This is a genomic window from Lacticaseibacillus parakribbianus, from assembly GCF_025490915.1.
GTDB classification, from domain to species: domain Bacteria; phylum Bacillota; class Bacilli; order Lactobacillales; family Lactobacillaceae; genus Lacticaseibacillus; species Lacticaseibacillus parakribbianus.
The window spans coordinates 66857-89163 of record NZ_JANQBA010000011.1 but is presented as its reverse complement, the minus strand read 5'-3'; the positions used below and the strand labels follow the sequence as shown (position 1 = coordinate 89163).

Annotated in this window: 22 protein-coding genes and 1 other annotated feature; of the genes, 5 read left to right on the top strand and 17 right to left on the bottom strand. The window is 63.8% G+C overall.

Annotation, left to right across the window (positions count from 1 at the left end; all coding sequences use genetic code 11):
• Nucleotides 1–7: 7 nt before the first annotated feature.
• The 3 genes from NUH19_RS09900 to msrA all read right to left on the bottom strand — a co-directional run bounded on the left by NUH19_RS09900 (nt 8) and on the right by msrA (nt 2530).
• Nucleotides 8–1132: a GGDEF domain-containing protein gene (locus NUH19_RS09900; protein ID WP_262316396.1), complete on the bottom strand. Its 1125-nt coding sequence runs from the start codon at nt 1130–1132 to the stop codon at nt 8–10.
• Nucleotides 1133–1264: 132 nt separating this feature from the next.
• Nucleotides 1265–1660 carry an iron-sulfur cluster biosynthesis family protein gene (locus NUH19_RS09895; RefSeq protein ID WP_262316395.1) on the bottom strand — a complete coding sequence of 132 codons (396 nt, stop codon included), beginning with the start codon at nt 1658–1660 and terminating at the stop codon, nt 1265–1267.
• A 60-nt stretch (nt 1661–1720) separates the two neighbouring features.
• A complete protein-coding gene (gene msrA / locus NUH19_RS09890) occupies nt 1721–2530 on the bottom strand; it encodes a peptide-methionine (S)-S-oxide reductase MsrA (RefSeq protein ID WP_262316394.1) in 810 nt (269 codons plus the stop codon).
• A 126-nt stretch (nt 2531–2656) separates the two neighbouring features.
• Nucleotides 2657–2895, top strand: a binding site (T-box leader).
• 58 nt (nt 2896–2953) lie between these two features.
• Here msrA and asnA point away from each other — a divergent pair.
• On the top strand, nt 2954–3961 hold the full coding sequence (asnA, locus tag NUH19_RS09885; RefSeq protein ID WP_262316393.1) for an aspartate--ammonia ligase: 1008 nt from the start codon (nt 2954–2956) through the stop codon (nt 3959–3961).
• Nucleotides 3962–4003: 42 nt separating this feature from the next.
• Here asnA and NUH19_RS09880 read toward each other — a convergent pair whose 3' ends face one another.
• Together NUH19_RS09880 and NUH19_RS09875 are read right to left on the bottom strand one after the other, a co-directional pair.
• Nucleotides 4004–4999 carry a hypothetical protein gene (locus tag NUH19_RS09880; protein ID WP_262316392.1) on the bottom strand — a complete coding sequence of 332 codons (996 nt, stop codon included), beginning with the start codon at nt 4997–4999 and terminating at the stop codon, nt 4004–4006.
• A 215-nt stretch (nt 5000–5214) separates the two neighbouring features.
• The gene (locus NUH19_RS09875) at nt 5215–5550 is read right to left on the bottom strand and encodes a DUF2200 family protein (RefSeq protein WP_262316391.1); all 336 of its coding nucleotides are present in this window, start codon (nt 5548–5550) and stop codon (nt 5215–5217) included.
• 97 nt (nt 5551–5647) lie between these two features.
• On the opposite strand from NUH19_RS09875, the gene NUH19_RS09870 reads away from it, so the two are divergent.
• Nucleotides 5648–6565, top strand: a complete 918-nt coding sequence (locus NUH19_RS09870) for a DUF7916 family protein (RefSeq protein ID WP_262316390.1) — start codon at nt 5648–5650, stop codon at nt 6563–6565.
• Nucleotides 6566–6624: 59 nt separating this feature from the next.
• Here NUH19_RS09870 and NUH19_RS09865 read toward each other — a convergent pair whose 3' ends face one another.
• From NUH19_RS09865 to NUH19_RS09855, 3 genes are all read right to left on the bottom strand, one after another.
• Nucleotides 6625–7401: an ABC transporter permease gene (locus tag NUH19_RS09865; protein ID WP_262316389.1), complete on the bottom strand. Its 777-nt coding sequence runs from the start codon at nt 7399–7401 to the stop codon at nt 6625–6627.
• Nucleotides 7388–8314, bottom strand: coding sequence for an ABC transporter ATP-binding protein (locus tag NUH19_RS09860; protein ID WP_262316388.1), 927 nt, complete (start codon nt 8312–8314; stop codon nt 7388–7390). Before NUH19_RS09860 ends, NUH19_RS09865 begins: the two co-directional genes overlap by 14 nt.
• Before the next feature lie 160 nt (nt 8315–8474).
• Nucleotides 8475–9011: a recombinase family protein gene (locus NUH19_RS09855; protein WP_262316387.1), complete on the bottom strand. Its 537-nt coding sequence runs from the start codon at nt 9009–9011 to the stop codon at nt 8475–8477.
• Between the two features lie 125 nt (nt 9012–9136).
• Here NUH19_RS09855 and NUH19_RS09850 point away from each other — a divergent pair, with 125 nt between their 5' ends.
• Nucleotides 9137–10477: an MATE family efflux transporter gene (locus NUH19_RS09850; RefSeq protein WP_262316386.1), complete on the top strand. Its 1341-nt coding sequence runs from the start codon at nt 9137–9139 to the stop codon at nt 10475–10477.
• A gap of 64 nt (nt 10478–10541) precedes the next feature.
• Here the strand turns inward: NUH19_RS09850 and NUH19_RS09845 are convergent, their stop codons facing one another.
• From NUH19_RS09845 to NUH19_RS09830, 4 genes are read right to left on the bottom strand one after another with little or no spacing between them, the layout of a single operon-like run.
• Nucleotides 10542–11369, bottom strand: coding sequence for an energy-coupling factor transporter transmembrane component T family protein (locus NUH19_RS09845; RefSeq protein ID WP_262316385.1), 828 nt, complete (start codon nt 11367–11369; stop codon nt 10542–10544).
• Complete coding sequence (locus NUH19_RS09840) at nt 11362–13071, bottom strand: ABC transporter ATP-binding protein (protein WP_262316384.1); 1710 nt, start codon at nt 13069–13071, stop codon at nt 11362–11364. Before NUH19_RS09840 ends, NUH19_RS09845 begins: the two co-directional genes overlap by 8 nt.
• Nucleotides 13072–13103: 32 nt before the next feature.
• Nucleotides 13104–13664, bottom strand: coding sequence for an ECF-type riboflavin transporter substrate-binding protein (locus NUH19_RS09835; RefSeq protein ID WP_262316383.1), 561 nt, complete (start codon nt 13662–13664; stop codon nt 13104–13106).
• Nucleotides 13665–13680: 16 nt separating this feature from the next.
• Nucleotides 13681–14463, bottom strand: coding sequence for an SAM hydrolase/SAM-dependent halogenase family protein (locus tag NUH19_RS09830; protein WP_420844684.1), 783 nt, complete (start codon nt 14461–14463; stop codon nt 13681–13683).
• 487 nt (nt 14464–14950) lie between these two features.
• Here NUH19_RS09830 and NUH19_RS09825 point away from each other — a divergent pair, with 487 nt between their 5' ends.
• Entirely contained in the window at nt 14951–15394 is a 444-nt protein-coding gene (locus NUH19_RS09825; RefSeq protein ID WP_262316381.1) for a hypothetical protein, read from the top strand.
• A 167-nt stretch (nt 15395–15561) separates the two neighbouring features.
• On the opposite strand, the gene garR is transcribed toward NUH19_RS09825, so the two are convergent.
• The 4 genes from garR to NUH19_RS09805 are packed head-to-tail and all read right to left on the bottom strand — an operon-like array spanning nt 15562 to nt 19922.
• Complete coding sequence (garR, locus tag NUH19_RS09820; RefSeq protein ID WP_262316380.1) at nt 15562–16452, bottom strand: 2-hydroxy-3-oxopropionate reductase; 891 nt, start codon at nt 16450–16452, stop codon at nt 15562–15564.
• A 2-nt stretch (nt 16453–16454) separates the two neighbouring features.
• Complete coding sequence (locus NUH19_RS09815; RefSeq protein ID WP_262316379.1) at nt 16455–17606, bottom strand: glycerate kinase; 1152 nt, start codon at nt 17604–17606, stop codon at nt 16455–16457.
• A 25-nt stretch (nt 17607–17631) separates the two neighbouring features.
• Nucleotides 17632–18960 carry an enolase C-terminal domain-like protein gene (locus NUH19_RS09810; RefSeq protein ID WP_262316378.1) on the bottom strand — a complete coding sequence of 443 codons (1329 nt, stop codon included), beginning with the start codon at nt 18958–18960 and terminating at the stop codon, nt 17632–17634.
• The gene (locus NUH19_RS09805; RefSeq protein WP_262316377.1) at nt 18960–19922 is read right to left on the bottom strand and encodes a hydroxyacid dehydrogenase; all 963 of its coding nucleotides are present in this window, start codon (nt 19920–19922) and stop codon (nt 18960–18962) included. The genes NUH19_RS09810 and NUH19_RS09805 overlap by 1 nt, the downstream gene beginning before the upstream one ends.
• Nucleotides 19923–20168: 246 nt before the next feature.
• Here NUH19_RS09805 and NUH19_RS09800 point away from each other — a divergent pair, with 246 nt between their 5' ends.
• Nucleotides 20169–21218 (top strand): CdaR family transcriptional regulator, encoded by a 1050-nt coding sequence (locus NUH19_RS09800; protein ID WP_262316376.1) that lies wholly within the window; start codon nt 20169–20171, stop codon nt 21216–21218.
• Between the two features lie 151 nt (nt 21219–21369).
• On the opposite strand, the gene phnD is transcribed toward NUH19_RS09800, so the two are convergent.
• The gene (gene phnD / locus NUH19_RS09795) at nt 21370–22290 is read right to left on the bottom strand and encodes a phosphate/phosphite/phosphonate ABC transporter substrate-binding protein (RefSeq protein ID WP_262316375.1); all 921 of its coding nucleotides are present in this window, start codon (nt 22288–22290) and stop codon (nt 21370–21372) included.
• Nucleotides 22291–22307 lie beyond the last annotated feature (17 nt).

Genomic DNA, 22307 nt, shown 5'->3' with positions numbered 1-22307 from the left:
GTCTGGGTTAGCGACCGCCGGCGACGTCTGCGACCGTGGTGTCGCGGCCGCCGTGCTTGGCCGAGTACAGGTTGGAGTCGGCGCGACCGATCACGTTGTCGGTATGCAGATCGGCCTTGAAAATGCTGGTCAGCCCGGCCGACACGGTCAGGTGCAAAAGCGCATGGCCGACTTGAACCGGCGTGTTGCGGCAGTTGGCCACCATCCCCTCCACCAGCGCGGTGGCGCCGGCATCGTCGGCCCCACCGGCGATGATCAGCGAGAACTCCTCGCCGCCGGTGCGGTACAAGGCGCAGGGGTAATCGGCCGCCTCGATGAACGCCTGGCAACGCTTGGTGAATTGGCGCAGCACCGCGTCGCCGGCCAAGTGTCCGTAGGCGTCGTTGATGCGCTTGAAGTGGTCGAGGTCGAGCATCGCCAGGTGGACCGGCGGAATCTTGCCGGCCACCCGCAGCCGGCGCCAGCGGGCGATGTCCGAGGCGAACTTGGTGCGAGACAACGCGCCGGTCAAGTCGTCGTGCTCGGTGTCGTACATCAGGCTGCGCATCTGCTGCTTGCGAAAGATCAGCATCCGGTCGTAGAAGTAGCCGATCGCCATGACGGTCCAAAAGCAGCCGATGATGAGCAGCGTGTCGGCCAGCCGGTAGTGGTAGGCGTAGGCGTCAAACAGCCAGTACACCACCCCGGCGGCCCCCACCGCCGCAAACAGCGCCGCCGGCCGCCCCAGCAGCCAGTTGCGGTAGCGATTCAGCGGCACCAGCAAGACGAGCGTCGCCGCAAACCCCGCCGCCGCCCAGGGATTCCAGTCCCAAAACGGCCAAAACGACAGGAAGGTCGCCCCCAAAAACACCCACAGGGCCTTGGGATTGCCAATCTTGCTGGCCACCAGCAGCAGCGTCGCGTTGCGCAAGGTGTTGGCGGTCCATGAGTACGTGGTGCCAAGCACCCGCAAAAGTCGCACCAGCCACAAAATCATCAGCGCGTAGCCGACAATCAGCCAGGCGCTTTCGACGCTGACGTGCAGCCAGCGCTGCAGCAGCTGCGGCCCGACGTCATCGATCAGCTCAAGCGTCGCCACCAGCCCGATGATGAAGAAGAAAGACCAAAAAAAAGTATTCCCGAACAATTCCATGGGTACCCCCAAATACGCATGTGTTGCTCTAAGACTACCGCATTATTGCGCAAAAAACGAGCATTTTATCCATAAAATTTGCGCATGCAAAAGGCCGCCGAGAACGCGTCTCGGCGGCCGGCTTTCGCTTGCTCAGCAGCTCACCCCGGCCACGGTCAACCCGCGGTGGAAGGCCGCGAGCACCTCTTGGCCGTCGGCGATGCGCAGCCCGTCGTCGAAGCCATGGGCGTTGTCCTTCAGCCGAATCTGATGGGCGACAAAATCCAGGGTCAGGCCCTTTTCCAAGAAGAGCAGGTCGTAATCGGAGCTCCACAAGTGGACGCCGAAGTCATTGGCCAGCGCGACCGGGTAATCCGGATCCGGCGCATCCACCACGATCAGCGTGAACTTGGAGCCGATAGTGCAGGCGCCGCCCTGCAGCGAGTACTTACCGCCGCCGTCGTCGGCGATCAGAATCAGGGTCTTGTCCAGCAGGCTTTTTTGCGCCATCAGGTCCACGAAGCTTTGGGTCAGTGTAATCTTGGTCATGTGTTAACCCCCTTTGGCTGTCAGTATGCCGAACCCGGCCGAACTCGGCAAGCCCGGCGCCTATCCAGTTTCTTGACCGCGACTGTCTTTGCGGCCAAGCAGCCGCGCCACCGCCTGAAACAGCCGCAGCCGACGCCGCGCCGCCATCACGGCCTGGTAGCGGCGCGGCTGCTTGCGGTAAAAATCCTGATGCCAGGCCGCGGCCGGCCAGAAAGTGCCGACCGGTCGCAACCCGACGGCAAGCGGCCGCCCCAGCCTGGCGGCAAGCGCCGCGAGCTGTTGTTGGGCCACCGCCTGCTGGGCCGCGCCGCGGTAAAAAATCACCGGCGCGTACTGGCTGCCGCGGTCGAGGTACTGCCCGTTGCCGTCCAGCGGGTCGATCAGCTGCAAGAACGTCGCGACCAGCTCGCCGTAAGACATCAAGTTAGGCGCGAAGCGAATCTCGACGGCCTCGACGTGACCCGTGGTGCTGCTTGCCACCAGGTCCTGCGTCGGCCGCGGCACGGTTCCGCCGGTGTAGCCGGACACCACCGCCACCACGCCGGGCCGGCGGTCAAAGGGGTGGACCAAACACCAGAAGCATCCCCCGGCAAATACCGCGGTCTCATCGCTCAAGGCAGCCAACCGCCGGGCCGGCCGCTTCTGCGCCGCGGCCGCCGCCTTGGGGTCGACCAACCGCTGGTACAGCACCGCCACGCCGGGCGTCAAGTTATCGCGCAACGCCAGGGGTCGCAGGGCCGCCTCCAGCCGCGCCAGCACTGCGCGGTCGCGCTGGCCGGCCTCCAAACCGCGCTTGGCGTCCTGCAAAAGCCCGCGTTCGAAGTCACGGGTGTTGGGATCCAGCAACGCGTTGATGATTGCAGCGAGCATCAGCCTCACCTCCACTGCCATTATCCCACGGCAATTGGTTGTACACAACCGGATGTGTCAACGCCTTTTGCGACAAAGGCGTTGACATCCGCCGCGAACGTGATAGGATATTCCCAACATCTAAACACATTGGCATCAGGGAGACGAGTAGGTTGCGGCGTCTGCACAGTGAGCCGGGGGCAGTGGAAACCCGGCCGGTAAGCCGCCTTCGAATAACACTCCCTTCGCCTCGGGCTGAACTGGCAGTAGGCCTCGACGTCACCGGCACGTTACCATCCGGACGCGCATGTTAGTGCGTGATTGAGGTGGCCTGCTTGCAGGCAACTTGGGTGGTACCGCGAAAACAGTCCTTTTTCGTCCCTTGTCTGAGGCAGGGGACTTTTTGTTTGCCGAAGAACAAATCTAGATTACGGAGGCATTCTCATGACCACAATTTTCCCCCAGGATTACGACCCCAAGCTCAGCGTTCGCCAGACCCAAGAGGCGATTCGCTACATCCGCGAGACCTTCCAAGACGAGTTTGGCAAGCAGCTCAACCTGTCGCGTGTCTCGGCGCCGATGATGGTCGACGCCGCCACCGGGCTCAACGACAACCTGAACGGTACCGAGTCACCGGTGTCCTTCACAATGGCCGGGATGCCCGGCGCCACGATGGAAATCGTGCATTCGCTGGCCAAGTGGAAACGCGCCGCCCTCGGCCGCTTCGGCTTCCAGCCGGGCGAAGGGCTTTACACCAACATGAACGCGATTCGCAAAGACGAGGAGCTGGACAACTTCCATTCCATCTACGTCGACCAGTGGGACTGGGAGAAAGTGATCACCCAAGACCAGCGAACCGACGCCGTGCTTGAAGCCACGGTGCGGCAAATTTTCAAGGTGATCAAGCACATGGAACACGAGGTCTGGTACAAGTACCCGCAAGCGGTCCACAAGCTGCCCGACGCCGTGCATTTCGTCACCACCCAGGAACTTGAGGACCGCTGGCCGGACGTCGACGCGATGGAACGCGAAAACCGCATCGCCCATGAGCTCGGCTGCGTCTTCGTCAAGCGCATCGGCGGCCTCCTGAAGTCGGGCAAGCGCCACGACGGCCGGGCCCCGGACTACGACGATTGGACCCTGAACGGCGATTTGATCTTCTGGTACGAACCGCTTCAGCGCAAGCTGGAAATCTCCAGCATGGGCATCCGCGTCGATGAGGCCGCGATGAAACGCCAGCTGACCGCCGCCGACGCCTTGGACCGGCTACACTTGCCGTTCCACCAGGCCATCATGAACGGTGAGCTGCCTTACAGCATCGGCGGCGGCATCGGCCAGTCGCGCCTGTGCATGCTGCTTTTGGGCAAGGCTCACGTCGGCGAGGTCCAGGCCAGCGTGTGGCCCCAGGCGACAATTGACGCCTGCGCGGCACATCGCATTCACCTGCTGTAACCACCAAAAAGCTGACCGCGCGAACGGTCAGCTTTTTTGGCGTCAGCGGGTCAGCTTGGCCACCGCCACCGAAGGAATGGTGATGTTAGCCCCCAGCGTCGACTCGTAGGTGAACAGTCCGGTGGACACGCCGTAAATCGTGATGGTGTCATCTTCCAAAACCCGCGCGGCCACCAGGCTGGCCGGCCACTCCGCGAGCAGCATATTGCCATAATCGCCATTGACCGCAATTCTGGCCTGCACCACCCCACTGCCCTCCATGATCTGCGCCACCTCACCGGTGAATTTCACCTTCTTGCCTTCGTAGCTGGCCGGCGTTCTGGCCAACTGGCTGTACGTGATGCCGGTATCGTAGGCACGGGACTCGGCCGCCGCCTTTTCTGCGGCCGCTTTCTTCGCCGCCGCCGCCTTTTCCGCCGCGGCCTCTGCCGCGGCCTTTTTTTCCGCCGCGGCCTTTTTTTCCGCCGCGGCCTCTTCCTTCAACACGGTCGGGAGCCGTTTTTCAAGGGCCACTAGCGGCGCCGCATCGACCAGCTTTTTTTGGTCAGCGGTCAACGCGTCGTACTGGTCACGCGCTGCCTTCATCGCCGGCTGCGTCGCAACGGTGAGCGCCGCGACGTCAGGCAGCGCGTCCAGTGCCTTTTGGACCGCCGCTGCCGCCGCGCGATCCGCGTTTTGCTTCGCCACGTCGGCCCGCCTCAACGTCGCATACGGCGCCATCTCATCCTTGTAGGTGGTGTAGTCATCTGTCACCTGCGCCAAGCTCGCACTGGTGGCCTTGAGTTTGTTGGCGGTTTGAGTCGCAGCCGCTTTGGCCGCCCCAAGTTGGGTCGTCAGTCGCCCGTTGGCCTGCAAAATCCCGACCGCCCCACCCAGCACCAGCAACCCGAAAATCGTGTAAAGACCTTTGACGGTCAGGCTCAAGCCGCGGCGAAACCACACCAGCACCACCGCCAACGGCAAGGCAACCACCGTCAGCATCAGTAACCCCGCCTCTTGCGTCAGCCACCCCCACAGCCGGACCAACTTGATTCGCATATGCTGCCTCCCTTTAGTCGTGGTTGCGCAGTCGCGTCGATTGCCCCTGCGTCGACCATCTGCCTTGCGCCCAGCACTCGCCTCCTTAGATGCGCATTGAAAGATTACGCGATTGCGCCGGTTGACCCGCAACGCAAACAAGCCGCCCCTTCACAAGGACGGCCTGCGTCACGCGGTTGCGGCCCGACACCCGAAATCCGGCAGCACCGCCGCAGTCAGGCGCGTTGAATCTTCCCTAGGTCACGGCCCTTGGCCAGCTCGTCGACCACCTTGTCCATCTCACGGACGCGCCGCATCAGGGGGTCTTTGACCTGCTCCACCCGCACCCCGCAGATGACGCCGGTGACCCGGTCGGCACCGGCCGGCCGCGTCGCGTCGGCGAAAAAGTCAGCCAGCGTCTGCTCGCTTTGGTGCAGCTGGGCCGGGGCGTAACCGGTCAGCCAGCCCAGCACCGCATCCAGATCGGCCTGGGTGCGGCCCTTTTTTGAAATTTTGCTCAGGTATAGCGGATAAATGGCGGCAAAGGACATCGCCTCAATGGGTTTTGGCATACGCTCACTCCTTTTGGCCTATTTTACCACACCTTGACCCGCCGGTAGAAAGCGGTTACCATCGAAAGTAACGACGTGTTACGGGAGGAAAATGACAATGGTTAAACGATTACTAAGCACCGATTCAAGCGAAATTCTGGCGATGAACGGCGCCGAGCTGAAACAGAGCATCAAGGCCAGCGAGGGCCGCACCGTGTTGTCCGAAAACGTGGTGGCGGAGGCGGCCGGCGACGGCCTGACCACCAGCGAAATCGCGGCGGCATTCGGCGCCGACCTGATCTTGCTCAACGGCCTGGACGTCTTGAAGCCCGCGATTTTTGGCCTGTACCCCGACGAAGGCGCGGTGGTTCACCAAGACGGCGAAAGCATTCACCGCCTGCAGCACCTGGTCGGCCGGCCGATTGGCGTCAACCTCGAACCCGTCGACCCCAACGCAGACATGGCCGAGACGCGCCTGGAGATTCCGGAAGGGCGCATGGCCAGCGAAAAGACGCTGAAGGAGGCCGAAAAACTCGGCTTCAACTTCGTTTGCTTCACCGGCAACCCCGGCACCGGCGTCACCAATGCCCACATCGCCGGGGCCATCAAGGTGGCCAAGCGTGTCTTCTCCGGCCTGATCATCGCCGGCAAAATGCACGGCGCCGGCGTCAACGAGCCGGTGGTGTCGCTTGAGGCAACCCGGGCCTTCCTGGACGCCGGCGCCGACGTGATTCTAGTGCCGGCGGTCGGCACCGTGCCGGGCCTTGACGTAGACGACATCAAGCCGATTGTCAAGCTGGCCCACCAGGCCGGCGCCTTGGTGATGTCGACCATCGGCACCAGCCAGGAAAGCTCCGGGGCCAGCTACATCGAATCCGTCGCCATCCAAAACAAGATGCTGGGCGTCGACATTCAGCACGTCGGCGATGCCGGCTGGGGCGTGATGTCGCCAATCGAGAACATCTACGCCATGAGCAAGGCGATCCGCGGCGAACGCCACGCGATTTCGCGCATGGCCCGGTCGATCAACCGCTAACCCAAAGCCAGTAAAGCGCCGACTCCCCCATCGTGAGCCGGCGCTTTTTGGCGTCCCCATCAGCGCTTCACAAACACCTGCCAGTAAGCCCAGTAGGCCAAGGCGGCAAACACCACCGCGCCCCCGATCAGCCAGGCCAAGGCGACCGGCAGCGTCTGCGGCGCGGTGCCGGCCGCAAGCAGCCCCCGGGCGGCGTTGACAATCGGCGTCATCGGCTGGTGCGTGGCAAAAGCACGCACCGGTCCCGCCATGCCGCGCGTCGGCATCAAGGCCGAGCTGACGAACAGCAGCATCAGCAGCACGTATGAGAAGCCGCCGGCAGACGCGTAGTTGCTGGCCTTCAGCGAAAACGGAATGGCCAACAGCGTGATGGTCAGGGCAAACAGCACGGCGAGGCCGGCAAAGGCCAGCCACCCGCCGAGCCCGGCCTCGCTGCGGTAACCCATCAAGCAGCCGACCAGCAGGACCGCGGCGGCCGCTGCGACCATGAAGACCACCGACGCCAGCAAATGGGCCCCCAGAATCACCCAGCGGGGAATCGGCAGCGCGTGAAGCCGACTCAAGAAGCCGCTGGTCTGATCGTTGTTGATGCGCAAGGCGGTGTAAGCCGACCCCATCGCCATGGTCAAGAGCACGAAGCCCGGCAGCGCGTAATCCAGGTACTGGGTGGCCCCGGCCGCCCCGCCGGCGGTCACGATGCTGCCGCCCAGGACGTAGACGAAAAACAGCAGCATGAACACCGGCATCGCGATTACGGTGACCAGGGTGTCCCCGTTGGTGAAGTTTTGACGAATGATGCGACCGGTCAGGGCCGCCAGTTGCTTAAGCGTGAGCATGCTTTGCCTCCTTGGTGACTGCGAGATAGACGGATTCCAGGGTGACGGCGTTGGGAACGTAGCCGGTCACGACGAGCCTTGGGGCCAAGACGGCCAAGGCCTGCGGCGCAACGGCCGCCGCCAGCGTGAAGACGTCGCCGGCTAGCTGGTAGGGCAGCTGATGCTCGGCCAGCGCGGCCTTGGCCGCCTCGGCCTGCCCGGCGGCGACGGTCAACGCAAAGGTCGGCACCGCCGCCTGCTTGATCTGCGCCGGGGTTCCGACCTTGACGATGCGGCCCTCGCGCATGAACGCAATGCGATCGGCCAGGGCGTCGGCCTCGTCGAGGTACTGCGTGGTCAGAAAAATCGTGGTGCCGCCGTCTCGCAGCTCACGAATCAGGGCCCACAGCGCCAGGCGGTTTTGCGGGTCAACCCCGGTGGTCGGCTCGTCCAAAAACAGCACCGCGGGGTTGCCCAAAAGCGACATCGCCAGGTCCAGGCGCCGCCGCATGCCACCGGAATAAGTCGCCACCCGCCGGTCGAGAAAGGCGTCGAGGTCCAGCCGCTTGGCGACCGCGGCGATCGCCTGCTGGGGGTCGGCCAGACCCAGCAGCGTGGCGACCAGGCGCAGGTTCGCCCGGCCGGACACCGTGTCGTCCAGCGTCTCCGCCTGGGCGTTCAGCCCGATCACTCGCCGCACCCGGCCGCCCTGGGTGACCGGGTCGCACCCCTGCACCCGAATGCTCCCGCCGTCGGGCTGCGCCAGCGTCGTGAGCAGCTTGATCAGCGTGCTTTTGCCGGCGCCGTTGGCCCCCAGCAGCGTGAAAATCTCGCCCGGGGCGACCTCAAGCGTCACGTCCCGCAGCACGGTCAGCTTGCCGTAGCGCTTCTGGACCCCGTTGACGGCGATTGCAGCCACTTCTTCTGTCATCATGTTGTCTCTCCTTTGCCTTGTTACATTAGGTAGTAGATCCGCGCCGATGCGACCGCCGACCGCGATTCGGCCGTACTCACTATCGCTAGGTACCGGTACATAATAACAGTGAGTAGTGGAACTGTCAACCGTGCTGGCCAAAAAGTCGGCACCGCCGCCCTCACTTGAACCGCTTGACATGCGCCGCGATGATGCGCGTCACCGTCGCCCGGGACAGCCCGAAGTGCGTGGCCGTCGCCTGTTGCGTGTGGGTGGTCGCGTAATCGAGCACCGCCAGCCGCTGACCGGGGCCCAGCTTGGGCGGTCGACCCCGGCGAGCCGGCTGCGGGGCGAGCTGGACCTCGACGGCCAGCATTCGCGCCTGGGCCGCCGCCACGCTGTGCAGTACCGCCAAAAGCGCCTGGCTGGCCGGCGTCGGCCGGCCGGTTGCGTCGACCACCAGCCGGCCAGTGGCCAAGACGTCGACGCTGACGCCGCGAGCCATCAGTTCCGCCAGCTTGTTCAAGGCCCCGACCAAAGACGGCGCCAGCGCCGCCAGGTCGACCACCACGAGCTCATCGCCGGCCGCCAGCCGCACCCCAAGCGCCGAGAACTGCCGGCGATACTGATCCGCGTCGTGAAACACCCGCTCAGGAGCCAGGGCCTGCAGCGCTTGCGGCCGCGGCGCATCCGGCCCCCACCAGTAACCGTAGCGCATCGCGCCACCTCCTTGTCTCATTAATCCGCCTTTATGATACAATTTGCCTTCCCCCCTTCGCAAGCCGCGCCGCTTCGGACTTATAATGGGCTTCGTGGCCACTTTCGGCCAGGAGGCATATTTTTTTGGAAGACTTATTCGAACGCACCCCAATCCCCAAGGCGTACTTCACCCTCGCCCTGCCGGTGGTCGCCGGCATGGTCGCCAGCATGATCTACAACCTGGCCGACACCTACTTCATCGCCCAGACCCACAGCCCGGCGCTGGTGTCCGGCGTCGCGCTGTGTACCCCGCTGTTCTCGTTCCTGCTGGCCTTGGGTGACATCTTCGGGCTGGGCGGCAGCTCCGTGATCTCTCGGCTGCTGGGTGCCAGCGACCACAGCACCACCCGCCGGGTCTCGAGCTTTTGCTTGGTAGCCGCGGCGCTTTGCGGCGTGGTTTGCGCCGCCTTGCTCTTGGCCTTTGAGCGCCCGGTGCTCGGGCTGCTCGGTGCCACCGCGGCCACCTACGCCCCGGCCGCCGCGTTTTACCGCATCATGGCGATGGGGGCCCCGATCATCATCGTCTCGTTGGTGCCCAGCAACCTGATGCGAACCGAGGGCCAGGCCACCGCGTCGATGGTCGGCACGGTGATCGGCACGCTGGTCACCATCGTGCTGGATCCCCTCTTCATCCTCGGTCTGCACCTCGGCGCCGCCGGGGCGGCGCTGGCCACGGTAATCGGCTACGGGCTGACCGACGTGCTACTGCTGGTGTTGACCGCCAAGCGCTGCGTCGCCATCACGGTCGATCCCAGGCTGTGGCGGCTGCCGGCCGCGACGATTCGGGCCGTGGTCGCCATCGGCATTCCCGCGGCGATTACCAACCTGATGCAGGCCTTTGGCACCGCGGTGCTCAACCGCCACGTGGTCGCTTACGGCACCACCCAGATGGCGGCGCTTGGCATCACCCTGAAAATCTACATGGTGGTGATGTTGGTGATGGTCGGTTTCGCCTTCGGGGCCCAGCCGCTCTTGGGCTACAACTACGGGGCCCACAACCACCGGCGGTTGCGTGAGCTGATCCGCTTTGACCTGGTCGTGCTAGTCGGTTACGCCGTCGTCTTGGCCGCCGTGCTGGCCGCGGTGGCGCCGCACCTGATCGCGCTGTTCATGCCCCAGCCTGCCGTGGTCAAGGCAGGCGCCTTGATGCTGCGCCTGCTGTTGCTCTCCACCCCGGCGGTCGGCATCGTGCTGGTGATGACCACCCTGTTTCAGACCATCGGGGCGGCGCCGGCGGCCTTCGTCCTGGCGGTGGCCAGACAAGGCGTGGTCTTTTGGCCGGCGATTGTCGTGCTGCACCTTGTGGCCGGCTACCTGGGGGTGCTGTGGGCCCAGCCGGTGGCCGACATCCTGACGGCGATCCTTGCGGTGTGGCTGTTCGCCCGGCACCGCAAGCAGCTGTTCGGGACTGAATCATTGAACTAACACTGCAGTCAAAAGGCGCGGCCGCCACCCCCCAATGGGAAGTGACGGCCGCGCCTTTGGCGACTCAGCGGAACGGATTGAAAAAGCGCCCACCGTTGACCGCAAACAGCGAAAGACCGATGGCGATAATCACGCCGGTGCCGGCGATCACCGCCCAGTCGGCGGCGCCAAACGGCCGGTCCATGTACCACGAGCGGTGCTTGTCGCGCCCAAAGCGCCGCAGCTCCATCGCCTGGCTGATGGTTTCGATGCGATCCAGCGAGCTGAAGATTAAAGGCATCAGCACCTGCGCCGCTCCGCGCAACCGGTGCAACGGGCCGGCCTTTTTGGACAGCTCGTAACCCCGCGCCTGCTGCGACTGGCTGATCTGGTGGTAGACGTGCTGAATGTCTGGAATGTAGCGCAGAGACAGCGCCACCGCGTAGCTGATCTTGTAGGACAGGTGCAGCTTGTTCAGGCTCGCGGCGAACTCGCTGGGGTTGGTCGTGATCAAAAACAAGAGCGCCAAGGGTACCGTCACCACGTACTTCAGGGCCAAGTTGAGCTCGTAAAAGAGCTGCTCTTGCGTCAGCGTGAAGTAGCCGCTGCCGGCCAGCAGGTGGCGGGTGCCGTACAAGCTGACGCCGTACTCCGGGGAGAACAGGTAGACCGTCAGCAGGTTCAAAAGCGAGAACACCAAAATCAGCTTGACCACCAGACGAATCTGGCGCCAGTGGATGTGGGCCATCTTGAACAAGACCAAAGACATCACCACGATGGCCGCAGTGAAGCGCGTGTCGTAGCTCGCCATGGCGATCAGCGAAATGCCGATGAAGGCCAACAGCTTGGTCGCGCCGCTCAGCCGGTGCAGCCAGGTGTCGCCGGCCGCAAAGCCAAAGAGCGTGTTATTCATCCCCGGTCACCCGCCTTTCATGGGCAATCACCTGGCTGGTGAAGCGGTACGGGTCCAGGCCGAAGCGCTTGGCCAGCTGGTACAGGCTGGTTTCGGCCAAGCTGGCGGCCTTGATCACCGCGGTGTCCGACAAGACCGAGGCCGGCTGGGCGTCCAGCAAAATGCCGCGGTCGCCCAAGACCACCGTGCGGTTGGCATACTCCAGCATCAGGTGCATGTCGTGGGTGATCAGCATGATGGTCATGCCGTGCTTGCGGTTGAGCCGCTCCAAAAAGCGCATCATCTGCGTGTAGTGGCGCCAGTCCTGCCCGGCGGTCGGCTCATCGAGAATCAGCATCTCAGGGCGCAGCACCAAGATGGCGGCGATGGTCACGCGCTTTTTTTGGCCGAAGCTCAGCGCCGAAATCGGCCAGTGACGAAATTCGTACAGGCCGCAGATGCGCAGCGCCTCATCGACTCGGGCATCGCGTTCGGCCGCCGCCACCCCGCGCAGGTCCAGGCCCAAGCCGACCTCGTCTCGTATCAAGTTCTTGGAGATCATCTGGTTGGGGTCTTGCATGATGTAGCCGATGCGATCGGCGCGTTCCTTGATCGACAAGGAGGCCAAGTCGGTGCCGGCGAAGGTCATGGTGCCGGCCTGAGGCTGTTCGAAGCCGACCAGAAGCTGACTCAGCGTGGTCTTTCCCACCCCGTTGCGCCCGACCAAGGCGACCATGTCACCACGGTTGATGGTCAGGTCCAGGCCGTCAAAGATCTGCGTTTGCTTGTCGTAGCCGAAGCGCAGCCCCTGAACGCGCAGCAGCGGCTCGCCGGCCGCCGGCTTGGTCGGCCGCGCCTCCGCGGCCGACCACTCGGCAAGCCGCTGGGCCAGGTTCGGCGCCGCGACGGTGGTCACCGATTCGATGCCCTTAACCTGGGCCAAGTCGATGCCGGCGGCCGTCAGCGCCTGCAGGTACAAGGGGCTACGCACCCCGATCTGCGGCAACAGCGTCCCGTGCAGCAACTCGGCCGGGGTGACGTCGGCGATCAGGCGGCCGTTGTCAATCACCAGCACCCGGTCGACCGGCTGGGTCAAGACATCCTCCAGGCGGTGCTCAATGATCACCACCGTCACGCCCAGCCGGTGGTGCAAGTCCGCGATCAGCTCGATGGACGACTTGCCGGTCGCCGGGTCCAGCGCCGCCAGCGGCTCGTCGAACAGCAGCACCTGGCCGTTGTCAATCAAGACGCCGGCCATTGCGGTGCGTTGCTTTTGGCCGCCCGACAGGTCCTGGGGCGACTGCGCGAGCTGACCCTTGATGCCCAGCGTGGCGGCCACCGCCGCCACCCGCTCGTGCATCGCGGCGACGGCGGTGCCGTCGTTCTCGAGCGCAAAGGCGATGTCCTCGGCGGTGGTCAGGCCGACGAACTGGCTGTCCGGGTCCTGCAGCACCGTGCCGACGTGCTGGGAGAGGTCGAAGACGGAGCTTGCCGCGACGTCTTGGCCGCACACGGTCACCTTGCCGGTCAGCTTGCCTGGAATCGCGTGGGGAATCAGCCCGTTAATCAGGTTGCCCAGGGTCGACTTGCCCGATCCCGAAGGCCCGACGATCAAGACCTTCTCACCGCGCGTGATGGTCAGGCTGACGTCTTGAAGCGTGGGTTCCGCCTGGCTGTCGTACTGGAACGTCACGTGGTCGAATTGGATGATCGGTTCTGCCACCGTGGCACCGTCCTTTCTTGCGAGTTGCGCTGCTACTCCTTCTTCAAGCTGCCCTTCTTGGTGCGGGTCGCGGCGTAGGCCACCAGCAGAATCGTGCCGATGACGCCGGCCGAGACGCTGTTGGAAATCGCCGAGACGATGCCTTGCAGGTAGACCTTGTTGGCCGGCTCCGAGTACACCAGCACGTCAAGCGTCGGGGCGACCACCGCCCAGCCGCCGAAGTTGGTCAGGATCTGGACGCTGTTGTAGGCGAGAATCTTCTTGACGCCAAAGTCTCCTTGGGTCACATCAAGCCGCTTCCAAAACAACCCGATGATGCCGCCGACCAGGCCGGTGGTGAACACCCAGGTCCACCAAGGCGAACCGTAAGCGGTGAAGTCGGTCAAGGCGTGGCCGAGAAAGCCGGAGACGAAGCCGGCGATGGGGCCAAACAGGATGGAAAAGAAGCCCAAGAAGCCGTAAGACGTGTCGATGTTGGTGTTAGGAATGCCGCTGGGGATGGAGACCCAGCGCTTGAGAATGAAAATGATGGCGGTGCCGATGCCGATGGCGACGACCGTTTTGACGCTCAGTGTGTTTCGCTTGTTGTTCATGATGGAATCCCCCTAATTAATTAATCTTTTTGAATGCAATTTGCCAGTCAACGCCGGTGCCGATGTGGTAAAGCTTGGAAAACGAGTCCTGGTTGATCGCCACACCGAGGTTCAAAAGCGAGTTGACGTACACCAGCGGCTCGCCTTCGGACACCGCCGCGAAGGTGCGGGTGAACGGGATCTGGTTTTGGTAGCGCAGCTTGCCGTTGTTGCGAATCGTGACCTGAACCTGGTCACCGGCCGCGATGCCAGCCGCCCGGGCCGCCTTGGACGAGATGTTGGTCCAAAGCGAGCCGAAGCGGATGTCCAAGATGTCGATGGTGCCGCTGATGGTGTCGGCCGTGGTGGTGACGTTGCCAAGCGGCAGCCGCACCAGCTCGCCGGTGCCCAAGGGCGTCCCCAAATCGTCTAGGCTCACCTGACCGCTGGCCAGCCGGGCGCCATTGTAGGCGTAGACGTCGCGGCCGTGGAAGGTGTGGCTTTCCTGGCTGCCGGGCAAGGCGCTTTTGACCTCATCGATCTGCACCACGCGGCGGATGCCGACGTAGCGCTCCAGGTGGGTCAGCGTCCCGTTGTCCGGAGTGATGACGAAGTGGCCATCGGTGGTTTCGGCCGCGATGCTGCGGCGGTCCGACCCAACCCCCGGGTCGACCACCGACACGAATACCGTGCCGACCGGCCAGTACTTGGTGGTTTGGTAGAGGCGATAAGACGCCGCGAAAATGTCATAAGGCGGAATCTCATGCGTCAGGTCGTGGACGGCCAGGTTCGCATCCACGCCGTAAGCAACGCCGTACATGGCGGCCACGGCCCCATCGACTAGCCCAAAATCTGTTTGCAGTACCAACTTGTTACTCACGTTAACGCATCCTTTCTTCTCCTGCCCATAGCGACTGCGGAAAAACCAAAAGGCCGCCCCGAGATGTGCTCAACATCTCAGGACGACCCTATCGTCGCGGTACCACCTGAATTGCCTCGAAAGGCCACTCTAGGCTTAAGGCGCCACCACCCGGAACTTCCGCCCCTTGTAGGATTCATTCGTTTGAGCTGCGAGTTGACTTTTCAGCTACCATCAATCTCTTTGCACGCAGGTGATCAACTTACTATTTCCTAGCTGGGTTAAAATATACACGCATTGTAGCACAGCTTTTCCGAAAAGACAAAAAACTTGGGCAACTTGCGCGTCACAATCCGCCTCGAGCCGCATTCAATCCGCACGGCGAGCCGGTATACTGAAATCAGCCGGCGGTTCAACCCGCCAATTATTCCCACGAGGAGATTTCCACATGACCAACACAACACACGCGTTGCTTGCGGCCGTCGCCACTGCCGCCTTACTTTTGACCGGCTGTGCCGGCCAGCGGTCGGCAGACGCGCCGAGCGGCCAAAATGCCAGTCAGGCGAGCGGCCAGGCCGCGCCCGTCTCGCCTGCGACCGCGCTCAAGGGCGTGACCGCACGCGGCCTGACCGCCGCTCACCCAACCACGATCGATGTGACCACGCTGCCCAAAGGCGTGGCGGCCACCGCCGGCGTCAGCTTCCAAAGTGACGCCGGCGTGACGCTCACCCTGCTGACGTTCAAGGATGGCACGACCACCCAGGCGGCGCGGCGCCACTACGCCCAGGCCAATCAGCGCGTCTACGCCACCGACACCCGGCTTTTGACCGCCGGGCGCTGGCTGTCCCGCGGCTGGTTTGAGAAGTACCAACGCGCCATTTTCAGGCAGTAACCGCGGCGGCCGCCGACCCGGCCGCCTTTTTGGTGACCAAAAACGCCCGGCGAGTGACTCGCCAGGCGCGGTGTGTGAAATCACAAAGCAATAACGGGCATGCGGTTAGGCCTGAATCAGGCAATCACGATTATTCACAGTGGCGTCACAACGGCATGCCCGGGATCTCACTGAAGCTTGAGGTTGTTGATGTCTTCGTAGTACTCGGCGATGGCGGAGTGGTCCTCGGTTTCGTGGCCGTGGGCCTTGAGCGACTGCAGAATCTCCATCGCCTCTGCGGTGAACGGGGTGGCGACGTTGATGTCGTGGGCCGTGTCCAGCGCGTTTTGCAGGTCCTTGATGTGCAGCGCGACGCGGAAGCCCGGCTTGAAGTCGCCGGCGAAAATCTTGTTGGACTTTTGATCCATCACGACGGAGCCGGCCAGGCCGGTGTGAATCGCCTGGTAAACGGAGGCCGGGTCGACGCCGGCCTTTTTGGCCAGGCTGTAAGCCTCGGAAATGGCGGCGATGTTGATCGCCACGATCATCTGGTTGGCCAGCTTGGTGATGTTGCCGGCGCCGTAAACCGTGTCGACCAAGGTGACGGCACCACCCATGGTTTCAAGCAGCGGCTTATATTCGTCGAAGGTCTTTTGGGGGCCGCCGACCATGATGGCAATCGAGCCGTCGATCGCCTTAGGCTCGCCGCCGGACACCGGCGCGTCGAGGAACTCGACGCCCAGCTCGCCCAGGCGCTTGGCGAAGGACTGCGAGGCCTTCGGGGCGATCGAGGACATGTCGATCACGGCCTTGCCGGCGCTCAGGCCGGCGGCGATGCCGTTGTCGGCAAACAGCGCGGCCTCGACGTTCGGGGAGTTCGGCAGCATCGTGATGACGACCTGCGTCTTTTCGGCGACGTCCTTGCCGGATTCACCGCGCTCGGCTCCGGCGGCGACCACGTCGTCAACCGCCGCCTGGTTGAAGTCGAAGGCCACGACGCCGTAGCCGGCCTTCAACACGTTCTTGGCCATGGGCTTGCCCATGATCCCCAACCCAACAAAACCTACTTTGTATGTCATATTCAGTCACCTTTCTTGTTCAACAAAAACGCACGCATCACGGTTTCACCGGCGCAGGTCAGGTTCTCCTGAACATGCGCGATGGCCTCTTGCAACGATTCGGGCCCAAGCCCGACTGCCCACAACGCGTCGATGCCGGCGGCGTAAACCGCCGCCAGGTCGGCGCTGCGGGCCCCGACCAAGGCGACCACCGGCACCCCGTAGCGCTTGGCCGCCCTAGCGATGCCGATCGGCGCCTTGCCGTTGAGCGACTGGGCGTCCATTTTGCCCTCGCCGGTGATCACCAAGTCGGCATCGACCAGCAGCCGGTCGAGCCCGACCAGCCGGCGAATCGCGTCGATGCCCGGGAACACCTCGGCGTTGGTGAAGGCCATCAGCCCCGCCCCCAGTCCCCCCGCGGCGCCGGCGCCCGGGCGGTGGGCGATGTCTCGGCCAACCACCTGGCTCAACAGCTCGGCGTAATGGGCGAGCCCCTTTTCGACCGCCGGAATCTGGCGCTTGGTCAGGCCCTTTTGCGGCCCGTAAATGGCCGCGGCGCCTTTTTTACCATACAGCGGGTTCGTGACGTCCGACAATAGTCTCACGGACACGTTTTGAAGCCTGGAATCGAGCTGGCGAACATCGATAGTGGCCAACTCGCTCAGGCCTTGGGCCCCGCAGGGAATCGGCTGACCCTGGGCATTTTGGAACGACACGCCCAAGGCCTTGGCCATGCCCACGCCGCCATCGGTGGTGGCGCTGCCGCCCAGCCCGACGTAAATCACCTTGGCGCCTTCGTCAAGCGCCGCTTCGATCAGCTCGCCGACGCCGTAGGTCGAGGCGCGTAAGGCATCCGCGCTTTCCTGCGAGGTCAGGTTCAGCCCGCTGGCCTGCGCCATTTCCACCACGGCGGTTTCCGCATCCAGCATCCCGAACGTCGCCGAAACCCGCTGGCCCGCCAGCGGCCCGGTCACGGTTTTTTGAATCAAGCGGCCGTTCAGCGCCGTGGTCAGCGCGACCACCGTCCCCTCGCCGCCGTCGGCAATCGGGACCGGCGACACCGCCGCGTCTGGCTGGACCCGCCGAATGCCTTCGGCCACCCAGGTTGCGGCCTGTAGGCTGGTGGCACTGCCCTTGAAGGAATCGATTGCCACCACAATGTGCAATGGCGCCATGGCCATCACCTCCTTGACTGGTTGACTAACGCACCATGCTCGGCCGCTTGGCGTCGAACTGCCAGCCGGGAATCAGGTACTGCATGCCGACGCTGTCGTCGCGACCACCCAGGGCGTGGTCAACGTACAGCTGATGCGCCGCCGCGAGCTTCTCGTGGTCCAGCGTCACCCCCAGGCCGGGCACGTCGCGCGGCACCGCCAGCTCGCCGCCTTGAATGTGCGGGTGCGTGGTGCCGAGCTCTTGGCCGTCCTGCCAGATCCAGTGGGTGTCGATGCCGTTCAGCCGGCCCGGCGCCGCCGCCGCGGTTTGGGCCACCATCGCCAGGGAAATGTCGAAGTGGTTGTTGGAGTGAACGCCCCAGGTCAGGTCAAAATCGTTGCAGAGCTGCGCGACCCGCACGGCGCCGGTCATGGTCCAAAAATGCGGATCGGCCAGCGGAATCGACACGGAATCCAGGCGAATCGCGGCCTTGAGCTCGCGCCAGTCGGTCGCAATCATGTTGGTGGCCACCGGCAGGTCGGTCAGCCGGTGAAATTCCGCCAGCACCTCGCGGCCGGAGAAGCGGCCCTCGGCGCCGCAGGGATCCTCGATGTAGCTCAAGGTCCCCTTCAGCTCGCGCCCCACCTTGAGGGCGGTGTCAAGCGACCACGCCCCGTTGGGATCTAGATCGACCCGGGCGTTGGGGAAGGCCGCCTTGATCGCCTTGACGGCCTTGACCTCTTCTTCAGGGGCGAACACGCCGCCCTTGAGCTTGAAGTCCTCAAAGCCGTAGCGCTCATGCGCCGCCTTGGCCAGGGCCACGATGGCCGCCGGCGTGGTGGCCGGCTGCCGGCGCAGGCGGCCCCAGTCGTCCGAGTCGTCGTCGCCGGCCAGGTACGGCAAGTCGGTTCGGGTGCGATCGGCGATGTAAAACAGGTAGCCCAGAAACTTCACGGAATCTCGCACCTGCCCGTCGCCCAAAAGCGCCGCGACCGGCACCTCCAGGTACTGGCCCAACAGGTCGAGCATCGGTGCCTCGACGCCGGTCATCACGTGAACCGTGGTGCGCAGGTCGAAGGTCTGGGCCCCGCGACCGCCGGCGTCCAGACCGGCGTATTGGGCCTGGATGCGCTGCAGCACGGCCTTGTACTGGCTCAGCGGCTGGCCGATCACCAGCGGCTTGACCGCCTCAAGTGTCTGGCGGATTTGCTCGCCGCCGGGCACCTCGCCCAGCCCCTCGTGGCCCAGCGAATCCGTCAGAATCACGATGTTGCGGGTGAAGTAGGGCCCGTGAGCGCCGCTGAGGTTCAGCAGCATGCTGTCGTGGCCGGCCACCGGCACGACCTGCATGGTGGTAATGGTTGGTGTTGTCATCAGTTGTCCTCCAATTCAAGGCCTTGCGGGTGGTTGACCGGCCAGCTCGGCCGCATTCCGCGCAGCACCCGGTCGATTTCCTGGGCTGCCTGAAGCGCCATGCGGTCCATGGTTTCCGTCGTGTTGGACGCGATGTGCGGCGTCAAAATCACGTTGGGCATGCGCTGCAGCGGGTTGTCCAGCGGCAGCGGCTCCTGTGAGTACACATCAAGCGCGGCCCCGGCGATTACGCCGCGCTGCAGCGCGTCAATCAGCGCCGGCTCGTCGACGATGCTGCCCCGCGACAGGTTCAGCAAGTAGGCAGTCGGCTTCATCTTGGCCAGGCTGGCCGCGTCGAAGCTGCCGATGGTACTCGGCAAGGCCGGCAGGTGCAGCGTGACGAAGTCGGCTTGCGCCAGCAGCTGGTCGCGCGACAGTACCTTTCCGGCCTCCGCCGCGGTGACGAACGGATCGGCAATCAGAATCTGCATGCCGAACCCGGCGAGCTTGGCCGCCACCGCCCGGCCGATTTTGCCGTAGCCGATGATGCCCAGCGTCTTGCCCTCAAGGTCGAGGCCGTGGTGCGTGTACTTGTAGGCGAAGTCGCCGCTGGCCTGGTGTTCGATGTCGTTTTTCAGGTCCTTGGCCACCGCCAGCAGCAGCGCGATGGTGGTTTCGGCCACCGAGCTGGCGTTGGCCCAAGGCGTGTTGGTCACCCACTTGCCGGCCGCGCTGGCCGCGGCCAGGTCGATGTTGTCGACGCCGACCCCGTGTCGCGCGATAATCCTCACGTCGGGCAGCCCCGCAATCAGCGCCGCGTCGCAAGGGGCCGTTCGTAACAGCACCGCCTGGGCCCCGCGGCCTTCCTCCAGCAGCGTCTCGCGGTCAGTTGCACTGGCCACCACCACCCGGTAGCCGCGCTCGGTCAAAAAGTCCTTGCCGGCCGCCGCCACGTCCTGGGGTAACAAAACTGTTTGTGCCATCTTTGCCTCCGCACGGCCATGTCTCAGTGGTGAGCAAAATCTGCGCCACTCGCGGTTCGGCCGTTGTCCATGATTTCAGTATAGCCACTAACCCCTACGAAATGATTAGGCGTTTGCACAAGGTTCAAACGGATTTTTGGGGTAAATGACCCAATTCGTTGGTTAATTCGCTAGGCGACGCTGCCGCTACGTGGTAGACTGAGCGCGAGCGCTAATTAATTCATCAATTCACAAGGAGCCTTGCAGATGAAACTCGAACCCCAGCTCGCCCAGGCGATCGTTCACAAAATCATGGGCCAGCTGCCTTACAACATCAACATGATGGACGCAACCGGCAAGATCATCGCCTCGGGCGACCCCAGCCGTCTGAACACCCAGCACGTCGGCGCCGTCGACGCGATTCGCCAGCGCAGGCCGCTGGTCATGGCCCAATCCCACGGCGTGAACGGCCAGCCCGGCGTCAACATGCCGATCCTGTTTGAAGGCGCGGTGATCGGCGTGATCGGCATCACCGGTGACCCCGCGGTGGTCGAGCCCTTCGCGGCGCTTTTGAGCACCGCCACGCAGCTTTTGATCGCCCAAGAGCGGGACAACCGGGTCCAAAAGGCGCAAGAGGACCGGCTCAAGCGCTTCTTGTACCAATGGGCCCAGCTCAAGGACGGCGCCTTTCCCACCAGCTTGCGCCTGGAGGCCAAGGAGCTGAACATCGACCTGACCAAGCCGCGCTGGGCGGTCGCCTTGCGCGGTCCGGCGGCCAGCAGCCTGCCGATGGATGCCGAAGATTACGCGCTGGACCTGGTCGCCGATGTGTCGCTGGTGGTCACCGCGCTGCCGGCCACCCTGCAGCGCTGCCTGCGCTTCGGCGAGGACCACCACTTGGCCGTGGGAATCGGTCAGCCGACCACCAAGCTCGGCACCGCAATCGACCAGGCGCTTGAGACCCTGGAGATTGCGGCGCTGATGCCCCCGATGCACTACCACTACTTCGACCAAATCGAATTCCTCCACGCGCTGCTTGAGGCCGACCTGCCGCTGGCGCCACTTCTCGCCACCTTCCAGGAACTGGCCGCGACGCCGCGCGGTGAGGAACTGATCCAGACGCTTTTGGCCTACGTTCAAAACAACCAAAACGTCAACCAGGCCGTCGCCGCCTTGCACATCCACCGCAACACGCTGAACTACCGCCTGGGGCGCCTCAAGGCGACCACCGGCATGGACCCCCACCAGCTGCTGGACCTGATGCGGCTGTACATCGGCTACCTGCGCTTCGCCGACCGCAAGGCGGGGCAGCGCTGAGCAGCTTGCCCAAGGCCCTCGAACCACGCCACTCGTCCCGGCGAACCACGCCGCCAGTTGCGCGGGTTGCAGACCGCCAGTTCCGCAGGTCGCAGGCCGCCAAGCGCAAAAAACACCCTGCCTGCTCGGCAAGGTGTCACAATCACGGATTTTACTTGGCGGCTTCGACGCGCTTCTCGTAGGTGCGGACGATGTCGAAGTTGCTGTCCTTGGACTTGACGTAGCCCTCGTGACCGTACACTTCGGAGATAATCGCGTGGTCGGCCTTGGACTTGGCAATCTTCATGAAGGCCTTCGCCAGCTTCGCGCGAAAGGCCGGCTTGAGGGACTTGGCAACCGAAATCGTGTCGTTGGGAATCGGCTGCGTGAAGTAGATCGGCGTGAGCTTTTGCATCACGTCCGGCACGTCTTTTTGGACCACGGTTCGCGCGTCCTCCCAGACAAAGGCCGCGTCGGCGTCGCCGTTGAGCACGGCCATCACCCCTTGGTCGTGCCCCTTGACGGTGACCAACTTGGCCTGCGTCGCCACGTCGATGCCCTTGGCCTTGAGCTCGGCGGCGGGCCAGATGTAGCCTGACGAGCTGGTCGCCTCCTGAACCGCGATTTTCTTCCCCTTCAGGTCTTGAATGGACTTAATCGGGCCGTTGGTCTTGACCAAAATCTCGCTGCGGTATGAATCGGTCAGCTTGTCGGACGTCTTGCCGTCGGGCTGCACCACGGCGAAGCGCTGGGCCTGCAGCAGCACATCCGCGGCCTTTTGGCGATGCGCCTGCACGTAGCCGTCGGGCGGCAGGAAGCCGACTTGGACCTGGTTGGAGGCCATCGCCTCGACGATCGAGTTGTAGTCGGTCGACACGGAGACCTTCACCGGAATCCCGAGTTCCTTTTGCAGCAACTTGGCCAGCGGCTTGGCCTTGGCCTCCAGCGTGTTGGCCTGCTGCGATGGGACGAACTGCACGTTCAGCTGCTTGGGCTCATCTTGGGCCGACGCTTTCTTGGACTGACCACAGGCGGCCAGACTCATCACGGCGGCGAGGCTCAGCCCGGCCATTACGATCCGTTTGAAATTCATTTTGCACCCTCCAAAAA

What these genes read in the sequence shown, in the direction of transcription:
- NUH19_RS09900 (WP_262316396.1), bottom strand. Translation starts at nt 1,132, where the DNA reads ATGGAATTGTTCGGGAATACTTTTTTTTGGTCTTTCTTCTTCATCATC.
- NUH19_RS09895 (WP_262316395.1), bottom strand. Translation starts at nt 1,660, where the DNA reads ATGACCAAGATTACACTGACCCAAAGCTTCGTGGACCTGATGGCGCAA.
- msrA (WP_262316394.1), bottom strand. Translation starts at nt 2,530, where the DNA reads ATGCTCGCTGCAATCATCAACGCGTTGCTGGATCCCAACACCCGTGAC.
- asnA (WP_262316393.1), top strand. Translation starts at nt 2,954, where the DNA reads ATGACCACAATTTTCCCCCAGGATTACGACCCCAAGCTCAGCGTTCGC.
- NUH19_RS09880 (WP_262316392.1), bottom strand. Translation starts at nt 4,999, where the DNA reads ATGCGAATCAAGTTGGTCCGGCTGTGGGGGTGGCTGACGCAAGAGGCG.
- NUH19_RS09875 (WP_262316391.1), bottom strand. Translation starts at nt 5,550, where the DNA reads ATGCCAAAACCCATTGAGGCGATGTCCTTTGCCGCCATTTATCCGCTA.
- NUH19_RS09870 (WP_262316390.1), top strand. Translation starts at nt 5,648, where the DNA reads ATGGTTAAACGATTACTAAGCACCGATTCAAGCGAAATTCTGGCGATG.
- NUH19_RS09865 (WP_262316389.1), bottom strand. Translation starts at nt 7,401, where the DNA reads ATGCTCACGCTTAAGCAACTGGCGGCCCTGACCGGTCGCATCATTCGT.
- NUH19_RS09860 (WP_262316388.1), bottom strand. Translation starts at nt 8,314, where the DNA reads ATGATGACAGAAGAAGTGGCTGCAATCGCCGTCAACGGGGTCCAGAAG.
- NUH19_RS09855 (WP_262316387.1), bottom strand. Translation starts at nt 9,011, where the DNA reads ATGCGCTACGGTTACTGGTGGGGGCCGGATGCGCCGCGGCCGCAAGCG.
- NUH19_RS09845 (WP_262316385.1), bottom strand. Translation starts at nt 11,369, where the DNA reads ATGAATAACACGCTCTTTGGCTTTGCGGCCGGCGACACCTGGCTGCAC.
- NUH19_RS09835 (WP_262316383.1), bottom strand. Translation starts at nt 13,664, where the DNA reads ATGAACAACAAGCGAAACACACTGAGCGTCAAAACGGTCGTCGCCATC.
- NUH19_RS09830 (WP_420844684.1), bottom strand. Translation starts at nt 14,463, where the DNA reads ATGTACGGCGTTGCTTACGGCGTGGATGCGAACCTGGCCGTCCACGAC.
- NUH19_RS09825 (WP_262316381.1), top strand. Translation starts at nt 14,951, where the DNA reads ATGACCAACACAACACACGCGTTGCTTGCGGCCGTCGCCACTGCCGCC.
- garR (WP_262316380.1), bottom strand. Translation starts at nt 16,452, where the DNA reads ATGACATACAAAGTAGGTTTTGTTGGGTTGGGGATCATGGGCAAGCCC.
- NUH19_RS09815 (WP_262316379.1), bottom strand. Translation starts at nt 17,606, where the DNA reads ATGGCGCCATTGCACATTGTGGTGGCAATCGATTCCTTCAAGGGCAGT.
- NUH19_RS09810 (WP_262316378.1), bottom strand. Translation starts at nt 18,960, where the DNA reads ATGACAACACCAACCATTACCACCATGCAGGTCGTGCCGGTGGCCGGC.
- NUH19_RS09805 (WP_262316377.1), bottom strand. Translation starts at nt 19,922, where the DNA reads ATGGCACAAACAGTTTTGTTACCCCAGGACGTGGCGGCGGCCGGCAAG.
- NUH19_RS09800 (WP_262316376.1), top strand. Translation starts at nt 20,169, where the DNA reads ATGAAACTCGAACCCCAGCTCGCCCAGGCGATCGTTCACAAAATCATG.
- phnD (WP_262316375.1), bottom strand. Translation starts at nt 22,290, where the DNA reads ATGAATTTCAAACGGATCGTAATGGCCGGGCTGAGCCTCGCCGCCGTG.